The sequence below is a fragment of the Amycolatopsis sp. NPDC003731 genome (genome assembly GCF_053586895.1).
In genome coordinates, this window is record NZ_JBSFNC010000005.1 from 106,619 (window position 1) to 122,825 (window position 16,207).

General features: G+C 71.4%; 14 protein-coding genes. 12 read left to right on the top strand and 2 right to left on the bottom strand.

Translation table 11 applies throughout. The annotated features are described in order from the left end of the window. Positions 1 to 51: 51 nt before the first annotated feature. The 6 genes from ACWDN5_RS03900 to ACWDN5_RS03925 all read left to right on the top strand — a co-directional run bounded on the left by ACWDN5_RS03900 (position 52) and on the right by ACWDN5_RS03925 (position 3,926). On the top strand, positions 52 to 810 hold the full coding sequence (locus tag ACWDN5_RS03900; protein ID WP_449674283.1) for a type II secretion system F family protein: 759 nt from the start codon (positions 52 to 54) through the stop codon (positions 808 to 810). Next, positions 807 to 1,523 (top strand): type II secretion system F family protein, encoded by a 717-nt coding sequence (locus ACWDN5_RS03905; RefSeq protein WP_449674285.1) that lies wholly within the window; start codon positions 807 to 809, stop codon positions 1,521 to 1,523. Before ACWDN5_RS03900 ends, ACWDN5_RS03905 begins: the two co-directional genes overlap by 4 nt. A 27-nt stretch (positions 1,524 to 1,550) precedes the next feature. Continuing rightward, the gene (locus ACWDN5_RS03910; RefSeq protein ID WP_310969148.1) at positions 1,551 to 1,727 is read left to right on the top strand and encodes a DUF4244 domain-containing protein; all 177 of its coding nucleotides are present in this window, start codon (positions 1,551 to 1,553) and stop codon (positions 1,725 to 1,727) included. Positions 1,728 to 1,747: 20 nt separating this feature from the next. Beyond that, positions 1,748 to 2,077, top strand: a complete 330-nt coding sequence (locus ACWDN5_RS03915; protein ID WP_310969676.1) for a TadE family type IV pilus minor pilin — start codon at positions 1,748 to 1,750, stop codon at positions 2,075 to 2,077. Beyond that, positions 2,070 to 2,495: an Rv3654c family TadE-like protein gene (locus ACWDN5_RS03920; RefSeq protein ID WP_449674287.1), complete on the top strand. Its 426-nt coding sequence runs from the start codon at positions 2,070 to 2,072 to the stop codon at positions 2,493 to 2,495. The genes ACWDN5_RS03915 and ACWDN5_RS03920 overlap by 8 nt, the downstream gene beginning before the upstream one ends. Before the next feature lie 813 nt (positions 2,496 to 3,308). Then, positions 3,309 to 3,926 carry a bifunctional DNA primase/polymerase gene (locus ACWDN5_RS03925; protein WP_449674289.1) on the top strand — a complete coding sequence of 206 codons (618 nt, stop codon included), beginning with the start codon at positions 3,309 to 3,311 and terminating at the stop codon, positions 3,924 to 3,926. Positions 3,927 to 4,007: 81 nt separating this feature from the next. Here the strand turns inward: ACWDN5_RS03925 and ACWDN5_RS03930 are convergent, their stop codons facing one another. Then, positions 4,008 to 6,449: a DEAD/DEAH box helicase gene (locus ACWDN5_RS03930; protein WP_449674318.1), complete on the bottom strand. Its 2,442-nt coding sequence runs from the start codon at positions 6,447 to 6,449 to the stop codon at positions 4,008 to 4,010. A gap of 349 nt (positions 6,450 to 6,798) precedes the next feature. Here ACWDN5_RS03930 and ACWDN5_RS03935 point away from each other — a divergent pair, with 349 nt between their 5' ends. The 3 genes from ACWDN5_RS03935 to ACWDN5_RS03945 all read left to right on the top strand — a co-directional run bounded on the left by ACWDN5_RS03935 (position 6,799) and on the right by ACWDN5_RS03945 (position 10,535). Beyond that, a complete protein-coding gene (locus ACWDN5_RS03935; protein ID WP_310969143.1) occupies positions 6,799 to 9,096 on the top strand; it encodes a sodium-translocating pyrophosphatase in 2,298 nt (765 codons plus the stop codon). Positions 9,097 to 9,242: 146 nt separating this feature from the next. Then, positions 9,243 to 9,833 (top strand): hypothetical protein, encoded by a 591-nt coding sequence (locus tag ACWDN5_RS03940; protein ID WP_449674291.1) that lies wholly within the window; start codon positions 9,243 to 9,245, stop codon positions 9,831 to 9,833. A 51-nt stretch (positions 9,834 to 9,884) separates the two neighbouring features. Further along, positions 9,885 to 10,535 carry a hypothetical protein gene (locus tag ACWDN5_RS03945; RefSeq protein ID WP_310969141.1) on the top strand — a complete coding sequence of 217 codons (651 nt, stop codon included), beginning with the start codon at positions 9,885 to 9,887 and terminating at the stop codon, positions 10,533 to 10,535. Between the two features lie 18 nt (positions 10,536 to 10,553). Here the strand turns inward: ACWDN5_RS03945 and ACWDN5_RS03950 are convergent, their stop codons facing one another. Then, positions 10,554 to 11,360 carry a S1 family peptidase gene (locus ACWDN5_RS03950; protein ID WP_310969139.1) on the bottom strand — a complete coding sequence of 269 codons (807 nt, stop codon included), beginning with the start codon at positions 11,358 to 11,360 and terminating at the stop codon, positions 10,554 to 10,556. 296 nt (positions 11,361 to 11,656) lie between these two features. Here ACWDN5_RS03950 and topA point away from each other — a divergent pair, with 296 nt between their 5' ends. The 3 genes from topA (at position 11,657) to ACWDN5_RS03965 (ending at position 16,111) form a co-directional block, all read left to right on the top strand. Next, the gene (gene topA, locus ACWDN5_RS03955) at positions 11,657 to 14,518 is read left to right on the top strand and encodes a type I DNA topoisomerase (RefSeq protein ID WP_310969138.1); all 2,862 of its coding nucleotides are present in this window, start codon (positions 11,657 to 11,659) and stop codon (positions 14,516 to 14,518) included. Positions 14,519 to 14,624: 106 nt separating this feature from the next. After that, the gene (locus ACWDN5_RS03960; protein ID WP_449674294.1) at positions 14,625 to 15,233 is read left to right on the top strand and encodes a hypothetical protein; all 609 of its coding nucleotides are present in this window, start codon (positions 14,625 to 14,627) and stop codon (positions 15,231 to 15,233) included. A gap of 86 nt (positions 15,234 to 15,319) precedes the next feature. Then, complete coding sequence (locus ACWDN5_RS03965; protein WP_310969134.1) at positions 15,320 to 16,111, top strand: ESX secretion-associated protein EspG; 792 nt, start codon at positions 15,320 to 15,322, stop codon at positions 16,109 to 16,111. The last annotated feature ends 96 nt before the right edge of the window (positions 16,112 to 16,207 follow it).

Below are 16,207 nucleotides of genomic sequence, written 5' to 3' on the forward strand. Positions count from 1 at the left end.
GCGGATTTCCTTGCTGCTGAACCCTTTCCCGCGCAATCGAAGGAGACGGCGATGATCACCCCGTGGCTGCCGCTGTGCGTGGGAGCGGCTCTGGTGTGCTGGCCCGCGGCGCCGAGCCGGTTCCAGGTCATGATCGAGCCGGCGGCCACCATCCGGAAGCTCCACGGGTGGCGCGCCGTCCGCTGGCTGCTGCCGACTGCCCTCGCCGGCTTGCTGGCGGGAGCGGGCGGCGCGATCGCCGCCGGCGTGCTGACGCTGGCGTGGAGCCAAGAGTGGCGAGCCCACCGCCGGGCCACCGCGGACCTGGCGATGGCCACCCACACCGCGACCGCGTTGCGGACGATGGTGGCCGAGCTCCGGTCCGGCGCCCACCCGGTCACGGCGGCAGAAGCCGCCGCGGACGTGGTTCCGGCGCTAACAGGCGACCTCCGCGCCCTGGCGACGGCGGCCCGGCTCGACACCGAGCTGCACGCACCGGTGCTGCCGCAGCTGGCCGCGGCCTGGACGTTAGGCAAACGCCACGGCCTCCCGATGGCCGACGTCCTCGACGCGGCCCGCCGCGACGCCGAGGCGGGCGTGGCGTTCGCCCGACGGATGCGCGCGAAGCTCGCCGGGCCCCGCGCGAGCGCGGCGGTGCTCACCGGGCTGCCGGTCCTGTGCGTGCTGCTGGGGGAGGCCATGGGCGCGGCGCCGCTGCCCGTGCTGACCGGCAGCACGCCGGGCCAGGTGCTGCTGGTCGCCGGGTGCCTCCTGCTCTGGGCGGGCACGGCCTGGTGCCGGGCCCTGACCGGACGGGTGCGAATCCGATGACCGCGATCGCGCTCCTCTTCTTCGCCGGGGCCCTGCTGAGCTGGCCTGACGAAACCATCGCGCGGCGCTTCGCCCGGCTGACCGACGGCCCGAAGCCCGTCCGCAAGGGGCACCGCGCGCTACCGCCCATCGCGGTGGCAGTGGGCGGAGTCTCGACAGCGGTGCTGGTCGGCGGGGTCACCGGAGTGGTGGCAGGCACGATCGTGACGGCAACCGGGTGGTGGGCGATCCGCCGCAGCCGGCGGCCACGATCACCGGCCGTCGACATCGCCGCCAAGCTGCGGCTGGCGGGAACGCTCGACCTCCTCGCCGCCTGCCTGCGCGCCGGGCTGCCGGTGCCTTCGGCGCTGGAGGCCGTGGCCGGTGCGGCGCCCGCGGCGGCGAGGGCGGCGCTGAGCTCGACGGCCGGCCTGCTCGCCCTCGGCTCCCGGCCGGACGAGGCATGGGCGCCGGTGCGGGCCGTCCCGGGTCTCGGCGAGCTGGCCGCCACGGCGATCCGGACGTCCCGGTCGGGCGCGGCCTTCGCCACGGCGGCCGGCGACCTCGCCGGGCGGTTCCGCGACGAGCTGGCCACCGAAGCCGAGGAGCGGGCCGAGAAGGCCGGGGTGACGCTGGCCCTGCCGGTCGGTCTGTGTTTCCTGCCGGCCTTCTTCTGCCTGGGCGTGCTGCCGGTCGTCCTCGGCCTCGCGGGACGGCTCGGCCCGCTGTTCTGACCACGAACCCATAGGAAGGGAAACCCCATGCGCGCGTTCCGCCGCCGCTTCCGCTCGGACGACGGTTCCACGACGGTCGAGTACGCCATCGTCACGGTCGCCGTCGCGGCCTTCGCCGCCGTCCTCTATTCCTTGCTGACCGGGGACTCGGTCGTCTCGTGGCTGACGAACCTGGTCATGAAGGCCTTGGCGGTGCCGTCATGAGGCACAGGGACGAGGGCTCGGTGACGGTCGAGGCAGCACTCGGCTTGGCCGGCCTGACGGTGGTGACGGTCCTCCTGGTCGCGGCGCTGGCCGTGCTGACAAGCCAGCTGCGCTGCACGGACGCGGCCCGCGAGGCGGCGCGCCTGCTGGCCAGAGGCCAGCCGCAGGAGGCAACGGCCGCGGTCCACCGGATCGGCCCACCGGGCGCGGACCTGGCGTTCGAGCAAATCGGCGACGAGATAACGGCCAAGGTGACGGCCCACCCGGCGGCCGGCTTCCTCCCGGACATCCACCTCGACGCAACGGCCTACGCGGTGGCCGAACCGGGCACGGAGGTGACGAATGGCTGACAGCCAGGCCCCCGACAGAGGAGCGGCCACCATCTGGACGGCCATGGCGGTGGCGGCCCTGACCGTCGTGGCAACGCTGGCGATGTGGCTAGGGGCGACGGTGATGGCGCGCCACCGAGCGGAGTCAGCGGCCGACCTGGGTGCCCTGGCGGCGGCCTCCCACGCGAGCGAAGGCCCGGTCCGGGCATGCGAGCGCGCAAGATGGGTGGCCGACCGGATGCGAGTGACGCTCCGGACCTGCCGCTGGCAACAGCTCGACGCACTGGTCGAGGTCGAGGCAAGCACCCCGGCGATCGCGGGCTTGCCAAGACCCTCCGCCCACGCCCGCGCAGGCCCGGCGGCCGAACCAGCACGTTCAGCCCCGGCAATCTCGACGGACAACCTCGGCAGCACGCCCATCCGCCCACCCCACGGCTGAACCCGACGCGCGCCGCGGCGGCATGCCCTCCGCCTCGTGCGCGGCTGAACCGACGCGCGGCCTCGGCGGCACGCTCCATCCGCCACCCCAGGGGGAGCTGCCGCACGCAGCCCGTCATCGCGCACCTGCGACACCCGTCGCCCGTCCGCGACTTCCGTCGCGCAACCGCGACACCTGCCGTGCTCGGCGATGCCTGTCGCACACCCGCGACACCTGCCGTGCTCGGCGATGCCTGTCGCCCATCCGTGACACCCGTCGCGCACCCGCGACAACTCTCGCGCACGGGTGACGCTTGTCGCCCGTCCGCGACACCCGCGACAGCGGATCCCACCCGCGAGCCCCGCTCACCGAGGTACCCACCCCTCAGCCCCGTCGCACCTCGGCGACAGCGCAATCACTCCCGACCCGAGCCGCCCGGCGGACGCCGACCGGTCGGTATGGGGCGGTGACCGGCTGATCCGCGCGGGCGGGCGATGAGCGGCTGATTGTCACGGGCAGCGGTCGTTGGTGCACGGCGAGCGGTCGAATCGGCTGCTCACCTGGGCCGAAGCGGCGTCTCCACCGCCCCGGACGAGCGGCGGCAAACCCCGCGGATCCCGGGGTTTGCCGCGACGAACGGTCCGTGTGCGGTCGCCGTTCGCCGTCCATCCGCGCCCGGGGGTTCGGTCGGGCCGTACGGATCACTGGGCGTTCATCGCCTCGTAACCACCGGTTGTCGCGCGGGGGTTCCGGGCAATGTGCAACTTGCCGTTAAGTGAGATGTGCGACACCACGGGGTCGCGGAGAACCGGAACTTGAAGGCAGGAAACACTGATGTTGGACGCGAATTGGCCGGACAGCTGGCGCGGTGCCTTCCGCATCGAACTGCGGGCGGAGGCGATCGGTCTCGCTTGGCGCGGCTGGCCGGTGCTCCCGGGTGTCGACCCCGCCCCGCTCACCGGTGGCGACGACCTCACCTGGCGCCGTCCGGTTCCGGCCATCGACGCCTGGCGTGAGCAGATCGGCACCCACGCCCACGAAGTCGCCACCTGGTTCTCCGACCGCACCCACAGCCTGCTCGTCGCCACCGGCACCGTGCTCGACGCCATCGAGGTCGACGACGAAATCGGCAAGCGCGCCTGCCGCCTCCTCCGCGCCATCGGCCACCCCGCGCCGATCATCGCGCTGCCGAACGGTCGCTGGCTCTTCCTGACCACCGTCGCCGACCACGTGCCGGCCGAGCTGGCCTCGCGCGCCGGGATCCAGTGGCACGGCAAGGACAGCTACATCCCGCTGCCGCCGTCGCCGTTCCAGCACGGTGTCGTGCACTGGCGCGTCAAGCCCGAGGTCTGCGGCTGGCAGCTGCCGGACGCCGCCGAGGTGCACGACGTGCTCGTCCGTGCGCTGGCCGGCGCCGAAGCCTCGCAGCTGGTCCAGACCACCGCGGCCTGAAACCGGACCACCGCCGCCGGCCGGTCCCAGCCCGGCCGAGGCGGAGCAGGACACAACTCCATGGACCACCAAGTGGCCGTTCTAGGCACCGTGTTGACGCAACGCCCCGAGCACGGTGCCCAGCACAGCCACTGCCCCCGCCTTGTCCAGCGGCTCGTTGCCGTTCCCGCACTTCGGCGACTGGACGCAGGACGGGCATCCCGTCGGGCACTCGCAGGAGACGATCGCCTCCCGCGTTGCGGCCAGCCACGGGACAATCGCGGCATAACCGCGTTCGGCAAATCCCGCACCCCCGGGATGCCCGTCATGCACGAACACCGTCGCCTCCCCGGTGTCTTCGTGCCACGCGGTACTCACCCCGCCGATGTCCCACCGGTCGCACGTAGCGAACAGCGGTAGCAGGCCGATCGCCGCGTGCTCGGCGGCATGCAGGGCACCGGGGACCCGTGCCGGAACCAATCCGGCACCCCCCGGTGTCCTGCCACCCTCGCGAACGGGCCCCCGACCGTTCGCCTGGGTCTCCTCCCCGGTCCCCACCGGCCCCGCAGATTCGGTCCCCACCCGATGGCCCCCGGTCCCCACCTCGCCATCCGAACCAGCGGAACCAACCGAACCAGCCGAGTCGCCGGAACCGAGCAGCGAAGACGACACCGTGTACCAGACCGCACGGGTCCGCAGGCTCTGCTCCGGCAGATCGAGCGGCGTGTGGTCCAGGACCTCCCCGGACGGCCGTCGTCGCAGGTACCCGACCACTTGCGACGTCACGGCCACCTCGCCGAGGCAGACGCTCACCCCGCCGAAGTCCTGCTTTTCCTGGGTGCCCAGCACCGAGATGTCCACGATCTCGCGCGGCGTCGTCGTCCAGTCCGGGTTCTCCGCGTGGACCAGTGCCAGCCCCTGGTCCAGGTCCAGCTCGTCGACGACGTACGACGACCCCTGGTGCAGGTACACCGCGCCGGGGTGCACGGCGAAGCAGGCCGACCCCGGGTCGACCGTTCCGAGCATCCGGCCGGAGTCCGCCTCGACCACCGCGATCTGCTCCCCGCCGGTGCCGCGGATGCCGACTTCGGCGTGCGGCCGGTCCCGCGACGTCCAGTACCAGCCGCTCGACCGGCGCCGCACCAGCTTCTGCTCCGCCAGCTCGGCCAGCACCTCCTGGGCGGCCGCGCCGCCGAAGACCTCCAGCTCGGGCAGCGTCAGCGGCAGTTCGGCGACGGCGCACGCGAGCTGCGGCGCCAGCACGTACGGGTTCGCGGGGTCGAGCACCGCCGTCTCCACCGGCCGCGAGAGCAGCGCCGCCGGGTGGTGCACCAGGTAGGTGTCGAGCGGGTCGTCCCGCGCGACGAACACCACCAGCGCCGAATCGCCGGAGCGACCCGCCCGGCCGGCCTGCTGCCAGAACGAGGCGAGCGTGCCCGGGTATCCGGCCAGCACCACCGCGTCCAGGCCCGCGATGTCGACGCCCAGCTCCAGCGCGTTCGTCGTCGCGACGCCCAGCAGCCGGCCCGACAACAGTGCCGCCTCCAGCGCGCGACGCTCTTCCGGCAGGTAACCAGACCGGTACGCCGCAACGGTTTCCGACAACACCGGGTCCACTTCGGACAGAATGCGGCGCGCCCCCAGCGCCGCCAGTTCCGCGCCCCGCCGCGACCGGATGAACGCCAGCGACCGCGCGCCTTCCAGCACCAGGTCGGCGAGGATCCGCGACGTCTCCGCCCCGGCCGAACGCCGGACCGGCGCCCCGTTCTCCCCGGTCAGCTCCTCCAGCAGCGGCGGCTCCCACAGCGCGACCGTCCGGGCGCCGCGCGGCGAAGCGTCCTCCGTCACGGCGACACAAGACACGCCCGTCAGCCGCGAGGCGAACGAAGCCGGCGAAGCCGTCGTCGCCGAAGCGAGCACGAAGACCGGCGAAGCGCCGTAGTGCTCGGCCACCCGCCGAAGCCGGCGAAGCAGCAGGGCGACGTGCGAGCCGAAGACGCCGCGATAGCTGTGGCACTCGTCGACGACCACGCAGCTGAGCCGCCGGAAGAACGTGGCCCACCGGCCGTGCGCCGAGAGGATCCCGCGGTGCAGCATGTCCGGGTTGGTGAACACCCAGTTCGCGTGCGCGCGCACCCAGTCGCGCTCGGCCATCGGCGTGTCCCCGTCGAACGACGCCGCCCGCACCCCCGGCACGTCCAAAGAGGACACCGAACGCAGCTGGTCCGCGCCCAGCGCCTTCGTCGGCGACAGGTACAGGGCGTTCGCCTTCTCGCCCGCGGCCAGCCGCGACAGCACCGGCAGCTGGTAGGCGAGCGACTTCCCCGATGCCGTTCCGGTCGAAATCACTACGTGCCGGCCCTCGTACGCGTGCGCCGCCGCCTCCGCCTGGTGCGCCCAGGGCGCCGAGACGCCGCAGTCACGCAGCGCAGCGACGACCGCCGGATCCGCCCACGACGGCCACTCTGCGTAGCGCGCGGCGCGGCCCGGCAGGTCCGCGACGTGCGTGACCGGGTGCTCGCGCGACGGGATGCCGGCGGTCACCCGCCTCAGCAGCCGCTGCCCACGTGATTCGTCCACCCGCCGAGCTTGGCACAGGGGTCCGACAGTTCTGGCATCCCCAGCTGCGCCAACGGATCGGCGAAAGGGTGATCGATCAAGTGAGGAGGCTCACAAGGTAACGGAATGTACCGTCACCGGGACGGCGTGAAGACGCTGGTTGCGATACCAATACACTCCCGCAATCCACACCCTCTGTGGTGAGCGTCATGTGAGACGTGCATTGCTGCCCGGCTAGCGTGTCGCTCGGTACAGGGTCCATGCCAGCGCCGGCCGTGTCGAACCCTCGGCTTGCCGTCGACGCTGGCGCACGGCGACGTCTCATGGAGGACGAATGTCACGGCAGTTCCTCGCGGAGGGCGGCGGAAATCTCGCGCTCTCCGGAGGTGGCTACACGATTGTCGGTGTAGTCGCCGTGGTCGCGCTTGCCGCACTCGTCATCGGCTACGTCCTGCTCAAGGAGGTGCTGGCCGCAGGCCAGGGCACCGCCAAGATGCAGGACATCGCCAAGGCGGTGCAGGAAGGCGCGGCCGCGTACCTCAAGCGGCAGCGGAACACCCTCGCCATCTTCGGCGTGATCGTGTTCCTCCTGCTCTTCATCCTTCCCGCCGACGACTGGAACGAGAAGATCGGCCGTTCGATCTTCTTCCTGGTCGGTGCGGGTTTCTCGTTCGCGATCGGCTACCTCGGCATGTGGCTGGCGACGCAGGCCAACCTGCGCGTCGCGGCCGCGTCGCGTGAGGAAGGCGGCCGCGAGAAGGCGATGCGCGTCGCGTTCCGCACCGGCGGCGTGGTCGGCATGATCACCGTCGGCCTCGGCCTCTTCGGTGCCGCGGTCGTCGTGCTGGTCTACACCGGCCAGGCGCCCAAGGTGCTCGAGGGCTTCGGCTTCGGCGCCGCCCTGATCGCGATGTTCATGCGTGTCGGCGGCGGTATCTTCACCAAGGCCGCCGACGTCGGCGCGGACCTGGTCGGCAAGGTCGAGCAGGGCATCCCGGAGGACGACCCCCGCAACGCCGCGACCATCGCGGACAACGTGGGCGACAACGTCGGCGACTGCGCCGGCATGGCCGCGGACCTCTTCGAGTCCTACGCCGTCATGCTGGTCGCCGCGCTGATCCTGGGCAGCACCGCCTTCGGCGTGCACGGCCTGATCTTCCCGCTGATCGTGCCGGCCATCGGCGTGATCACCGCCGTCATCGGTGTCTACATCACCAAGGCGCGCGCGGGTGAGGGCGGCCTCGTCACGATCAACCGCTCCTTCTACATCTCCGCGGTGATTTCCGCGGTGCTGTCGGCGATCGCGGCGTTCGTGTACCTGCCGAGCAGCTTCTCCGAGTTCGGCGCCGGCTTCGAGAACAGCGGCAACCCGGCGGTCATCGCGACCGTCGCGGTGATCATCGGCATCGTGCTCGCGGCGATCATCCTGAAGCTGACCGGCTACTACACCGGCACCGAGTACAAGCCGGTCAAGGACGTCGGCCGCACCTCGGAAACCGGCCCGGCGACGGTCATCCTGTCCGGCATCTCGGTCGGCTTCGAGTCCGCTGTGTACACCGCCCTGGTGATCGGCGCCGCCGTGTTCGGCGCCTACCTGCTGGGCGGCGGCGTCGCGCTGTTCGCCGTGGCGCTGGCCGGCACCGGCCTGCTGACCACCGTCGGCGTCATCGTCGCGATGGACACCTTCGGCCCGGTTTCGGACAACGCGCAGGGCATCGCCGAGATGTCCGGTGACGTCGACGAGAAGGCCGCGCAGATCTTGACCGAGCTCGACGCGGTCGGCAACACCACCAAGGCGATCACCAAGGGCATCGCGATCGCCACGGCGGTCCTCGCGGCGACGGCGCTGTTCGGGTCCTACTCGGACGCGATCACCAAGGCGCTGTCCGGCATGGGCAACGGCGTGGTCACCGGGATGGACGCGGCGAAGTCGTTCATCAACGAGGTCGTCAGCCCGAACACGCTCGTCGGCGTGATCGTCGGTGCGGCCGTGGTGTTCCTCTTCTCCGGTCTCGCGGTCAACGCGGTGTCCCGGGCCGCCGGCGCGGTCGTCTTCGAGGTGCGCCGCCAGTTCCGCGACATCCCGGGGATCATGGAGGGCACCACCCGCCCCGAGTACGGCAAGGTCGTCGACATCGTCACGCGCGACTCGCTGCGTGAGCTGACGACGCCGGGTCTGCTGGCGGTCTTCGCCCCGATCGCGGTCGGCTTCGGCCTGGGCACCGGCGCGCTCGCCGGCTACCTGGCCGGCGCGATCGCCTGCGGCACCCTGATGGCGATCTTCCTCGCCAACTCCGGTGGCGCGTGGGACAACGCGAAGAAGCTGGTCGAGGACGGCAACCACGGTGGCAAGGGCTCGTCCTCGCACGAGGCCACCATCATCGGTGACACCGTGGGTGACCCGTTCAAGGACACCGCCGGCCCGGCGATCAACCCGCTGATCAAGGTGATGAACCTGGTCTCCGTGCTGATCGCGCCCGCCGTCGTGCAGTTCTCGATCGGTCCCGACGAGAACGCCGCCGTCCGCATCATCATCTCGCTCGTCGCGGTCGCCGTGATCGTGGCGGCGATCGTGGTGTCGAAGCGGCGGGGCACCGTCATTTCCGACACCCCGGCCGAGATCAAGGCCTGAGTTCCAGGGTGACCCCGGGCCCGGTGCGCCGCGACGCGCACCGGGCCCGGGGCCTGCCCGTCCCAGAAAGGCCCGGCGACTTGCGAAGCACCACCGAGTCGGTACCGTCGGGCCTGCCGGGACGTCGTCGGGCAGGAGGTACGCGAGTGCGGCAGCGGACGACCGTTTTCGCCGCTCTCACCACGACGATCGCCATCGGTCTCGCCGGGTGCGGGCAGCCCGCCGAAGTGCAGGCGCCGCCGCGTGACCAGGACCTTCCGGTGACGACGCCGTCGCCGCGGCCCGATCCGGTGGCGAACTGGGCGAGCGGCTACTGCGACGCGGTGACGCACCTGGTCGGCGCGCTCGCGTCACTGCCGGCCGTCGACCCCAGCACGCCGCAGAAGGCGTCCCGGACGTCCAGTGACCTCCTCGCTTCGGTCGTCGACGGGCTCGACCAGAGCCTGGCCGGGCTGAACGCGCTCGGAGCGCCGCCGCTGCCGTCGGCGGACGGCGGGCGCCAGGACGTCATCGGGCAGTTCACCGCGATCCGCGTGGAGGCCGAGAACGCGCGGCGCCGCATCGAAGCGGCCCGCGGGAACGCCGCGGCGACGAAGGAGGCCCTCGGCCAGGCCAGGGCGACGCTCGACCGCATCGACGCGCTCGACTACCTCAAGGGCCTCGACGACGTCCCCGCCCTCGCCGCGGCGCAACAGCGCACTCCGGCCTGCCGCCGGCTGGATCAGCCTGCCGGCTGAAGATCCGCGCGAGACCTGCCGCGAATCGAACTTGTGTTCTAGTATGGCGCGGTGGATCGGACGATCTCGCTCTTCTCCGCCGAGGCCAGCGGGCCGGGCCTGGGCGACCTGGCCGGCCTGTTGTGCTGCCACGGCCAGATCACCGGCTTCGGGCGCACCGCCGCCCGGCTCTCGGTGGTCGTCGAAGAGCCGTGGCGCGCTCACGTCCTGGCCGGCGAGTTCCGCTGCCGCGGTGCGGACGCCCAGGTCTCGAAGGCCGACTGCGGCCGCCCGCAGGTCCGCACGTCGTTCCGGGTCGATCTGCTGCCGCTGGCGCTGCGGTGGCTGCGTGAGGGCTGCGCGGGGCCGGTCGAGGACGACTCGGGCAAAGCGGTGCCGGACGGGTTCCGGCTGAGTGGCGCGATGCTGCGGATGTGGGCGCTGGCCGGCGGCCGCCCCGGCACGCAGGGTTACCTGCTGGGCGTCGACCCGCTCGCGCCCGGCATGCACGAGCGGCTGGTCGAAGCGCTGACGCCGTTGGGCGTCGCGGCGAAGCTCACCGGTCCGAAGGCCGACGTCCCGGCCGTCAAAGTCACCGGGAAACGCCGGCTGGAGGCGCTGCTGGAGCTGATCGGGGAGCCGCCGCCCGGCGCCGAAGCGGCGTGGCCGGGCGCGGCCCCGCAACCGGTCCCGCACCCGGAGGCCGTCACGAGCACGGCCTGACCGGGTGCGGGGGCCGCGTCAGGGCCGGGGCAGCGTGCAGCCGGCCTGGGTGAGCGCGATTTCGTTGGCCGGGGTCAGGCACGCGGGAATGCCGTAGGTCTCCTGGCCGTAGTTCGTCTTGTAGTGCACGGTGACGTTCCCGGCCTGGTCGACCTCGCACGGGTTGTTGTCCGTGCAGCGCTCGCCGTCCTCGTTGCCGGTGTTGTTCACGCCGACGACCTTGCCGCCGGAGATGATGGGCGAACCGGAGGTCCCGCCGATGGTCTGGCAGGCGGACGTGTAGCGGATCGAGTCCTTCCAGGTCCAGCTGCCCTCCTTCAACCGGTAGACGAACCCGTCGATGTTGCAGGAGTAGATGCGCTTCCAGTACCCCGAGACGACGTCGATCGCGGCACCGGCCGACGGGTGGGCGTTCGACAGTTCCAGCGGCGAGATCCCATAGCTCGCCTTGATCTGCGCGTAGGTGGTGGTGAGCTGGTAGAGCGACACGTCGGTGTCGGTCATCGTGCCGTAGACGATCTTCTTGGCCCGGAGCGTCGCCTTGTTGCTGCCGCTGGCGGTGAGCAGCGTGAACGTCCGGCTGGAGGTGCGGTTGGTGATCACCTGGCCCGGCGCCGGGAAACCGGTTTCGAGGCAGTGGCCGTTCGACATCACGAGCGCGGGCGCGGTGTCGGGCGTCGCGGCGGGCTTGACCACCGATCCCGAGCAGTTGGACAGGGCCACGGTGCCGGCGAAGTTCGCCGCGGCCGCGTTCGCCGGTGTGACCCCCAGCAATACTGTGGCGGTCGCGGCGGTGAACAGGGCGCCGAGCAGGCGTCGGGTCATGGCGGGTCCTTTCGGCTGGACGGGGAAACCAGTGAAGCGGTGACATCCCCGCGCCCACCACCGTCGAACGGAGGGTATCCGGACGGTCACGCGCTAGGCTGCGCGGGACGTGGCCGAAATCACGTGGCAGGTAACTTGGGGAAACATCGTCGAGGTCAGCGGCGATGCGCTGGGCACAGGACCGGCGGCGTGTTGGGCCACCTCCGCGCCGTCCGGCCGGGAACAGCGTGCACACTGGCAGGTCGAGACACGGGCCCTGGCAGGGACGTGGTGCAGTCCCGCGGCGGCGGGACGAGATGAGCGGAGAGCAGGACAGCGTGGCAGGAGCACGGACCAAGAAGAACGGAGCCGCGGCGGGCAACGGCGCCGGGCACCGGCGGCTGGTCATCGTCGAGTCGCCGACGAAGGCCCGCAAGATCGCGCCCTACCTCGGCGGCGGGTACGTCGTCGAGTCCTCCGTCGGGCACATCCGCGACCTGCCGCGCGGTGCCGCCGACGTCCCCGCCCAGTACAAGGGCGAGGCGTGGGCGCGGCTCGGCGTCGACGTCGACAACGGCTTCAAGGCCCTCTACGTGGTGACCCCGGACAAGAAGTCCAAGGTCACCGAGCTCAAGGGCCTGCTGAAGGACGTCGACGAGCTCTACCTCGCCACGGACCCCGACCGCGAGGGCGAAGCCATCGCGTGGCACCTCCTCGAGACGCTCAAGCCGAAGGTCCCGGTTCGCCGGATGGTCTTCCACGAGGTCACCGAGCAGGCCATCCGCGCGGCCGCCGACTCGACCCGCGAGCTGGACGCCGACCTCGTCGACGCGCAGGAGACCCGCCGCATCCTCGACCGCCTGTACGGCTACGAGGTCTCGCCGGTGCTGTGGAAGAAGGTCATGCCGAAGCTGTCGGCGGGCCGCGTGCAGTCGGTGGCGACCCGGATCGTGGTCGAGCGCGAACGCGAGCGGATGCGCTTCACCTCGGCGTCGTACTGGGACATCTCGGCGACCATGGACGCCGGTGAAGAGGCTTCGCCGCGGAACTTCCCGGCGCGCCTGGTCGCCGTCGACGGCGCGCGCCTGGCCACCGGCCGCGACTTCGGCTCGGACGGGCAGCTCAAGGCGTCGAACACCGAGGTCCGCGTGCTCGCGGAGGCCGACGCGCGGCGCCTGGCCGAAGCGCTGAAGCAGCGTGACTTCAAGGTCGCGAGCGTCGAGGAGAAGCCGTACACGCGCAAGCCGTACGCGCCCTTCATGACGTCGACGCTGCAGCAGGAGGCCGGCCGCAAGATGCGGTTCACCTCCGAGCGCACCATGCGGATCGCGCAGAAGCTGTACGAGAACGGCTACATCACCTATATGCGTACCGACTCCACGACGCTGTCGGAGTCGGCGATCTCGGCCGCGCGCAGCCAGGCCACGCAGCTGTACGGCAAGGAGTACGTCTCGCCGACGCCGCGCCAGTACACGCGCAAGGTCAAGAACGCGCAGGAGGCCCACGAGGCGATCCGGCCGTCGGGCGAGGTCTTCCGCACGCCGGGCCAGGTCGCGGGCGAGCTGGACACCGACGAGTTCCGGCTCTACGAGATGATCTGGCAGCGCACGATCGCGTCGCAGATGGCGGACGCCAAGGGCACGACGATGTCCGTGCGCATCGTCGGCAACGCGACCTCGGGCGAGGAGTGCACCTTCGCCGCTTCGGGCCGCACGATCACCTTCGCTGGCTTCCTGAAGGCGTACGTCGAAGCGGTGGACACCGAGACCGGTGGCGAAGCCGACGACAAGCAGAGCCGCCTACCGGTGCTGGAGAAGGACCAGGCGCTGACGGCGTCCGAGCTGAACCCGGACGGCCACACCACCTCGCCGCCGGCGCGGTACTCGGAGCCGAGCCTGGTCAGCAAGCTGGAAGAGCTGGGCATCGGCCGCCCGTCGACGTACGCGTCGATCATCAAGACCATCCAGGACCGCGGCTACGTCTGGAAGAAGGGCTCCGCGCTCGTCCCGTCGTGGGTCGCGTTCGCCGTGATCGGCCTGATGGAACGGCACTTCGAGCGGCTGGTCGACTACGACTTCACCGCCGGCATGGAGGACGAGCTCGACCGCATCGCGGCCGGTGACGAGCAACGTGCGCAGTGGCTGTCGAAGTTCTACTTCGGCGGCGACATGGGCGTCGACGGCTCGATCGGCCGCCTGGGCGGGCTCAAGAAGCTGGTCGAGGGCAGCGTCGAGGACATCGACGCGCGGGAGATCAACTCGATCCCGCTGTTCAGCGACGCCGACGGGCACACGGTCGTGGTCCGCGTCGGGCGCTACGGGCCGTACCTGGAGCGCGAGGTCAACGGCGAGTCGCAGCGCGCGAACCTCCCCGAGGACCTGCCGCCGGACGAGCTGACGCAGGAGATCGCGGAGAAGCTGTTCGCGACCCCGCAGGAGGGCCGCACGCTGGGCACGGACCCGGTGAGCGGGCACGACATCGTCGCGAAGGAAGGCCGCTTCGGGCCATACGTGACCGAGGTGCTGCCGGAGATCGAGATCCCCGAGGACGCCACGGCCGCGCAGAAGAAGGCGCTGAAGGCGAAGGCGCCGAAGCCGCGGACGGGCTCGCTGTTCAAGTCGATGGACATCGAGACCATCACGCTGGACGACGCGCTGAAGCTGCTCTCGCTGCCGCGCGTGGTCGGCAAGGACCCGGAGTCCGGCGACGAGATCACGGCGCAGAACGGGCGCTACGGGCCGTACCTGAAGAAGGGCACGGACTCGCGGTCGCTCTCGACCGAGGACCAGCTCTTCTCGATCACGCTCGAAGAGGCGCTGAAGATCTACTCGGAGCCGAAGCAGCGTGGCCGGTCCGCCACCGCGAAGCCGCCGCTCAAGGAGCTCGGCGACGACCCCGTGTCGGGCAAGCCGATGGTGGTCAAGGACGGCCGCTTCGGCCCGTACGTGACCGATGGCGAATACAACGCGACGCTGCGGAAGGGCGACGAGATCGAGTCGCTGACCGCGGAACGGGCGGCCGAGCTGCTGGCGGAGAAGCGGGCCAAGGGGCCGGCGCCGAAGCGGAAGGCGCCCGCGCGCAAGCCGGCTTCGACGACGGCGAAGACGGTCAAGGCGGGCACGACCAAGAAGGCGACCACGGCCAAGCGCTCGAGCTCGACCGCGACGAAGGCCAAGTAAGACCCGAGGGCCTCCTCTGCTGGGGAGGCCCTCGGCGTCACACCTTCAGGTGACACCTCGAACGGATGTTCGGGAAATTGTCGGTGGTCCCGGGTTTCATGAACGCGTGACCACCACACCACGCACCGTGCACACGGTGACCACCAAGATCCTGAAGCCGGTCCGGGCGGCGGCCGCCGGCAGTTCCACCGCCCTGGACCTGATGGAGGCGCTGCCCGAGTTTCCGGGCAGCGGCGGCGTCTGCGGCGTGGCCGTCGCGATGTCCGACGAACCGTGGACCTCGGCGTTCTTCGACGACCGGACCGCGTTCGGCGTCGCCGGGGACGGGTTGAGCCTGTCCGGGCCCTCGCCGGGCGGCGTCGCGAAGTTGCTGCGGCTGGCGTTGACGCGCCTGCCGCCGCTGCCGCCGGTGCCGGGCGAGGGGCTGTACCTCGACGCCGACGAGCGCGGCGTCCTCGAACCCGAGCAGGAGTGCCTCGTCCTGGATCTGATGGACGATCTGCGGCGGACCCGGCGTGGCACCGTCCAGTTCGACATCCACCGCGACGGCTCACCGCCGCAGTGGGAGATGCTGGCGTTCGTCGACGACGACCGCGGCCGGCACCTCGCGGCCTTGAGCAGACCCAAGGGCGGCCACCGCCGGCTCTGGTGGCTGCCCGGGACCGTGGAGAGGCTCGCCGAGTTCGTCGAAGGGCGGGTGCCGGAGCATGGCTGAGCCGCTCGCCGACCGCTCACCGACCGATGTCACCCTCTCGAACATATGTGCGAGAAATTGTCGGTGCCAGGGTGTTCAATCGAGGGGTGAGCAACGCAGTCGCCGTCTTCGACGTCATCGACGAGGTCATCGCCCCGCTGTCGGCCGAGGTGCCGGAGCGGCCCTCGGTGATGGAGTTCTACGACCCCGAGTTCGAGATCCCGCCGGTGCTGGCGGACACCGGACCGCTGCCGGGGCGTCGCTCCGCGCCCGCGTCAAGCCTTGCGGACGAGGTGGAGCAGTACACGCGTTTCGTGGCGGGGATGGCCGCGATCGGCCTCGCCCCGGGCGGTGAGGTGACGGCGGAGGCGGTCGGTCTGTACCGGGCGCTGCGCGGCGGCTTCATCCGCGGCGTGGTCACCGGGGTCTTCCCGGCGCGGGCGAAGCCGTGGGAGGTCCGTTTCTTCGGCGACGAGGACTACACGACGGTCCTGCACAAGCTGGGCAACCGCGCGCGCCTGCGGTCGGGTTTCCTCAGCGAGCTGCCGGGCTGGGTGTTCGACGGCCTGCCCGACCGCGCACCGGGGCCGGGCGAGCACCTGCGCATCGAGACGGACGAGCGCGGCCTGATCCCGCGACACTGCGAGAGGGCGGTCGAACAGATCCGCCAGTCCGCGGCCCGGCCGAGGCTGGGCACGGTCCTGGTCGACCTGGCGGTGCGCAACGCCATCCTGGCCGAGTACCCGCACGGCGCATTCGGCCTGGTGGACAACGACCTTGGCCGCTACCAGTTCAGCGCCGCGGTGGCCAGAAGCGGCCGCTGGACGGTGACGTGGGGCCCAGCCTCGCGGAGAACGGCGGAGCAGTGGATCGTCGAGGCGGTGCAGAGCCATGCGTGAGCAAGGGGAGGTCCGAAAGACGGCAGGCGAGGGAGTGGACAGGGTGGTAGCGGCGGCCTCGAAGGACCTGACGGTCCGGGAGGCAATCCTCGCGGC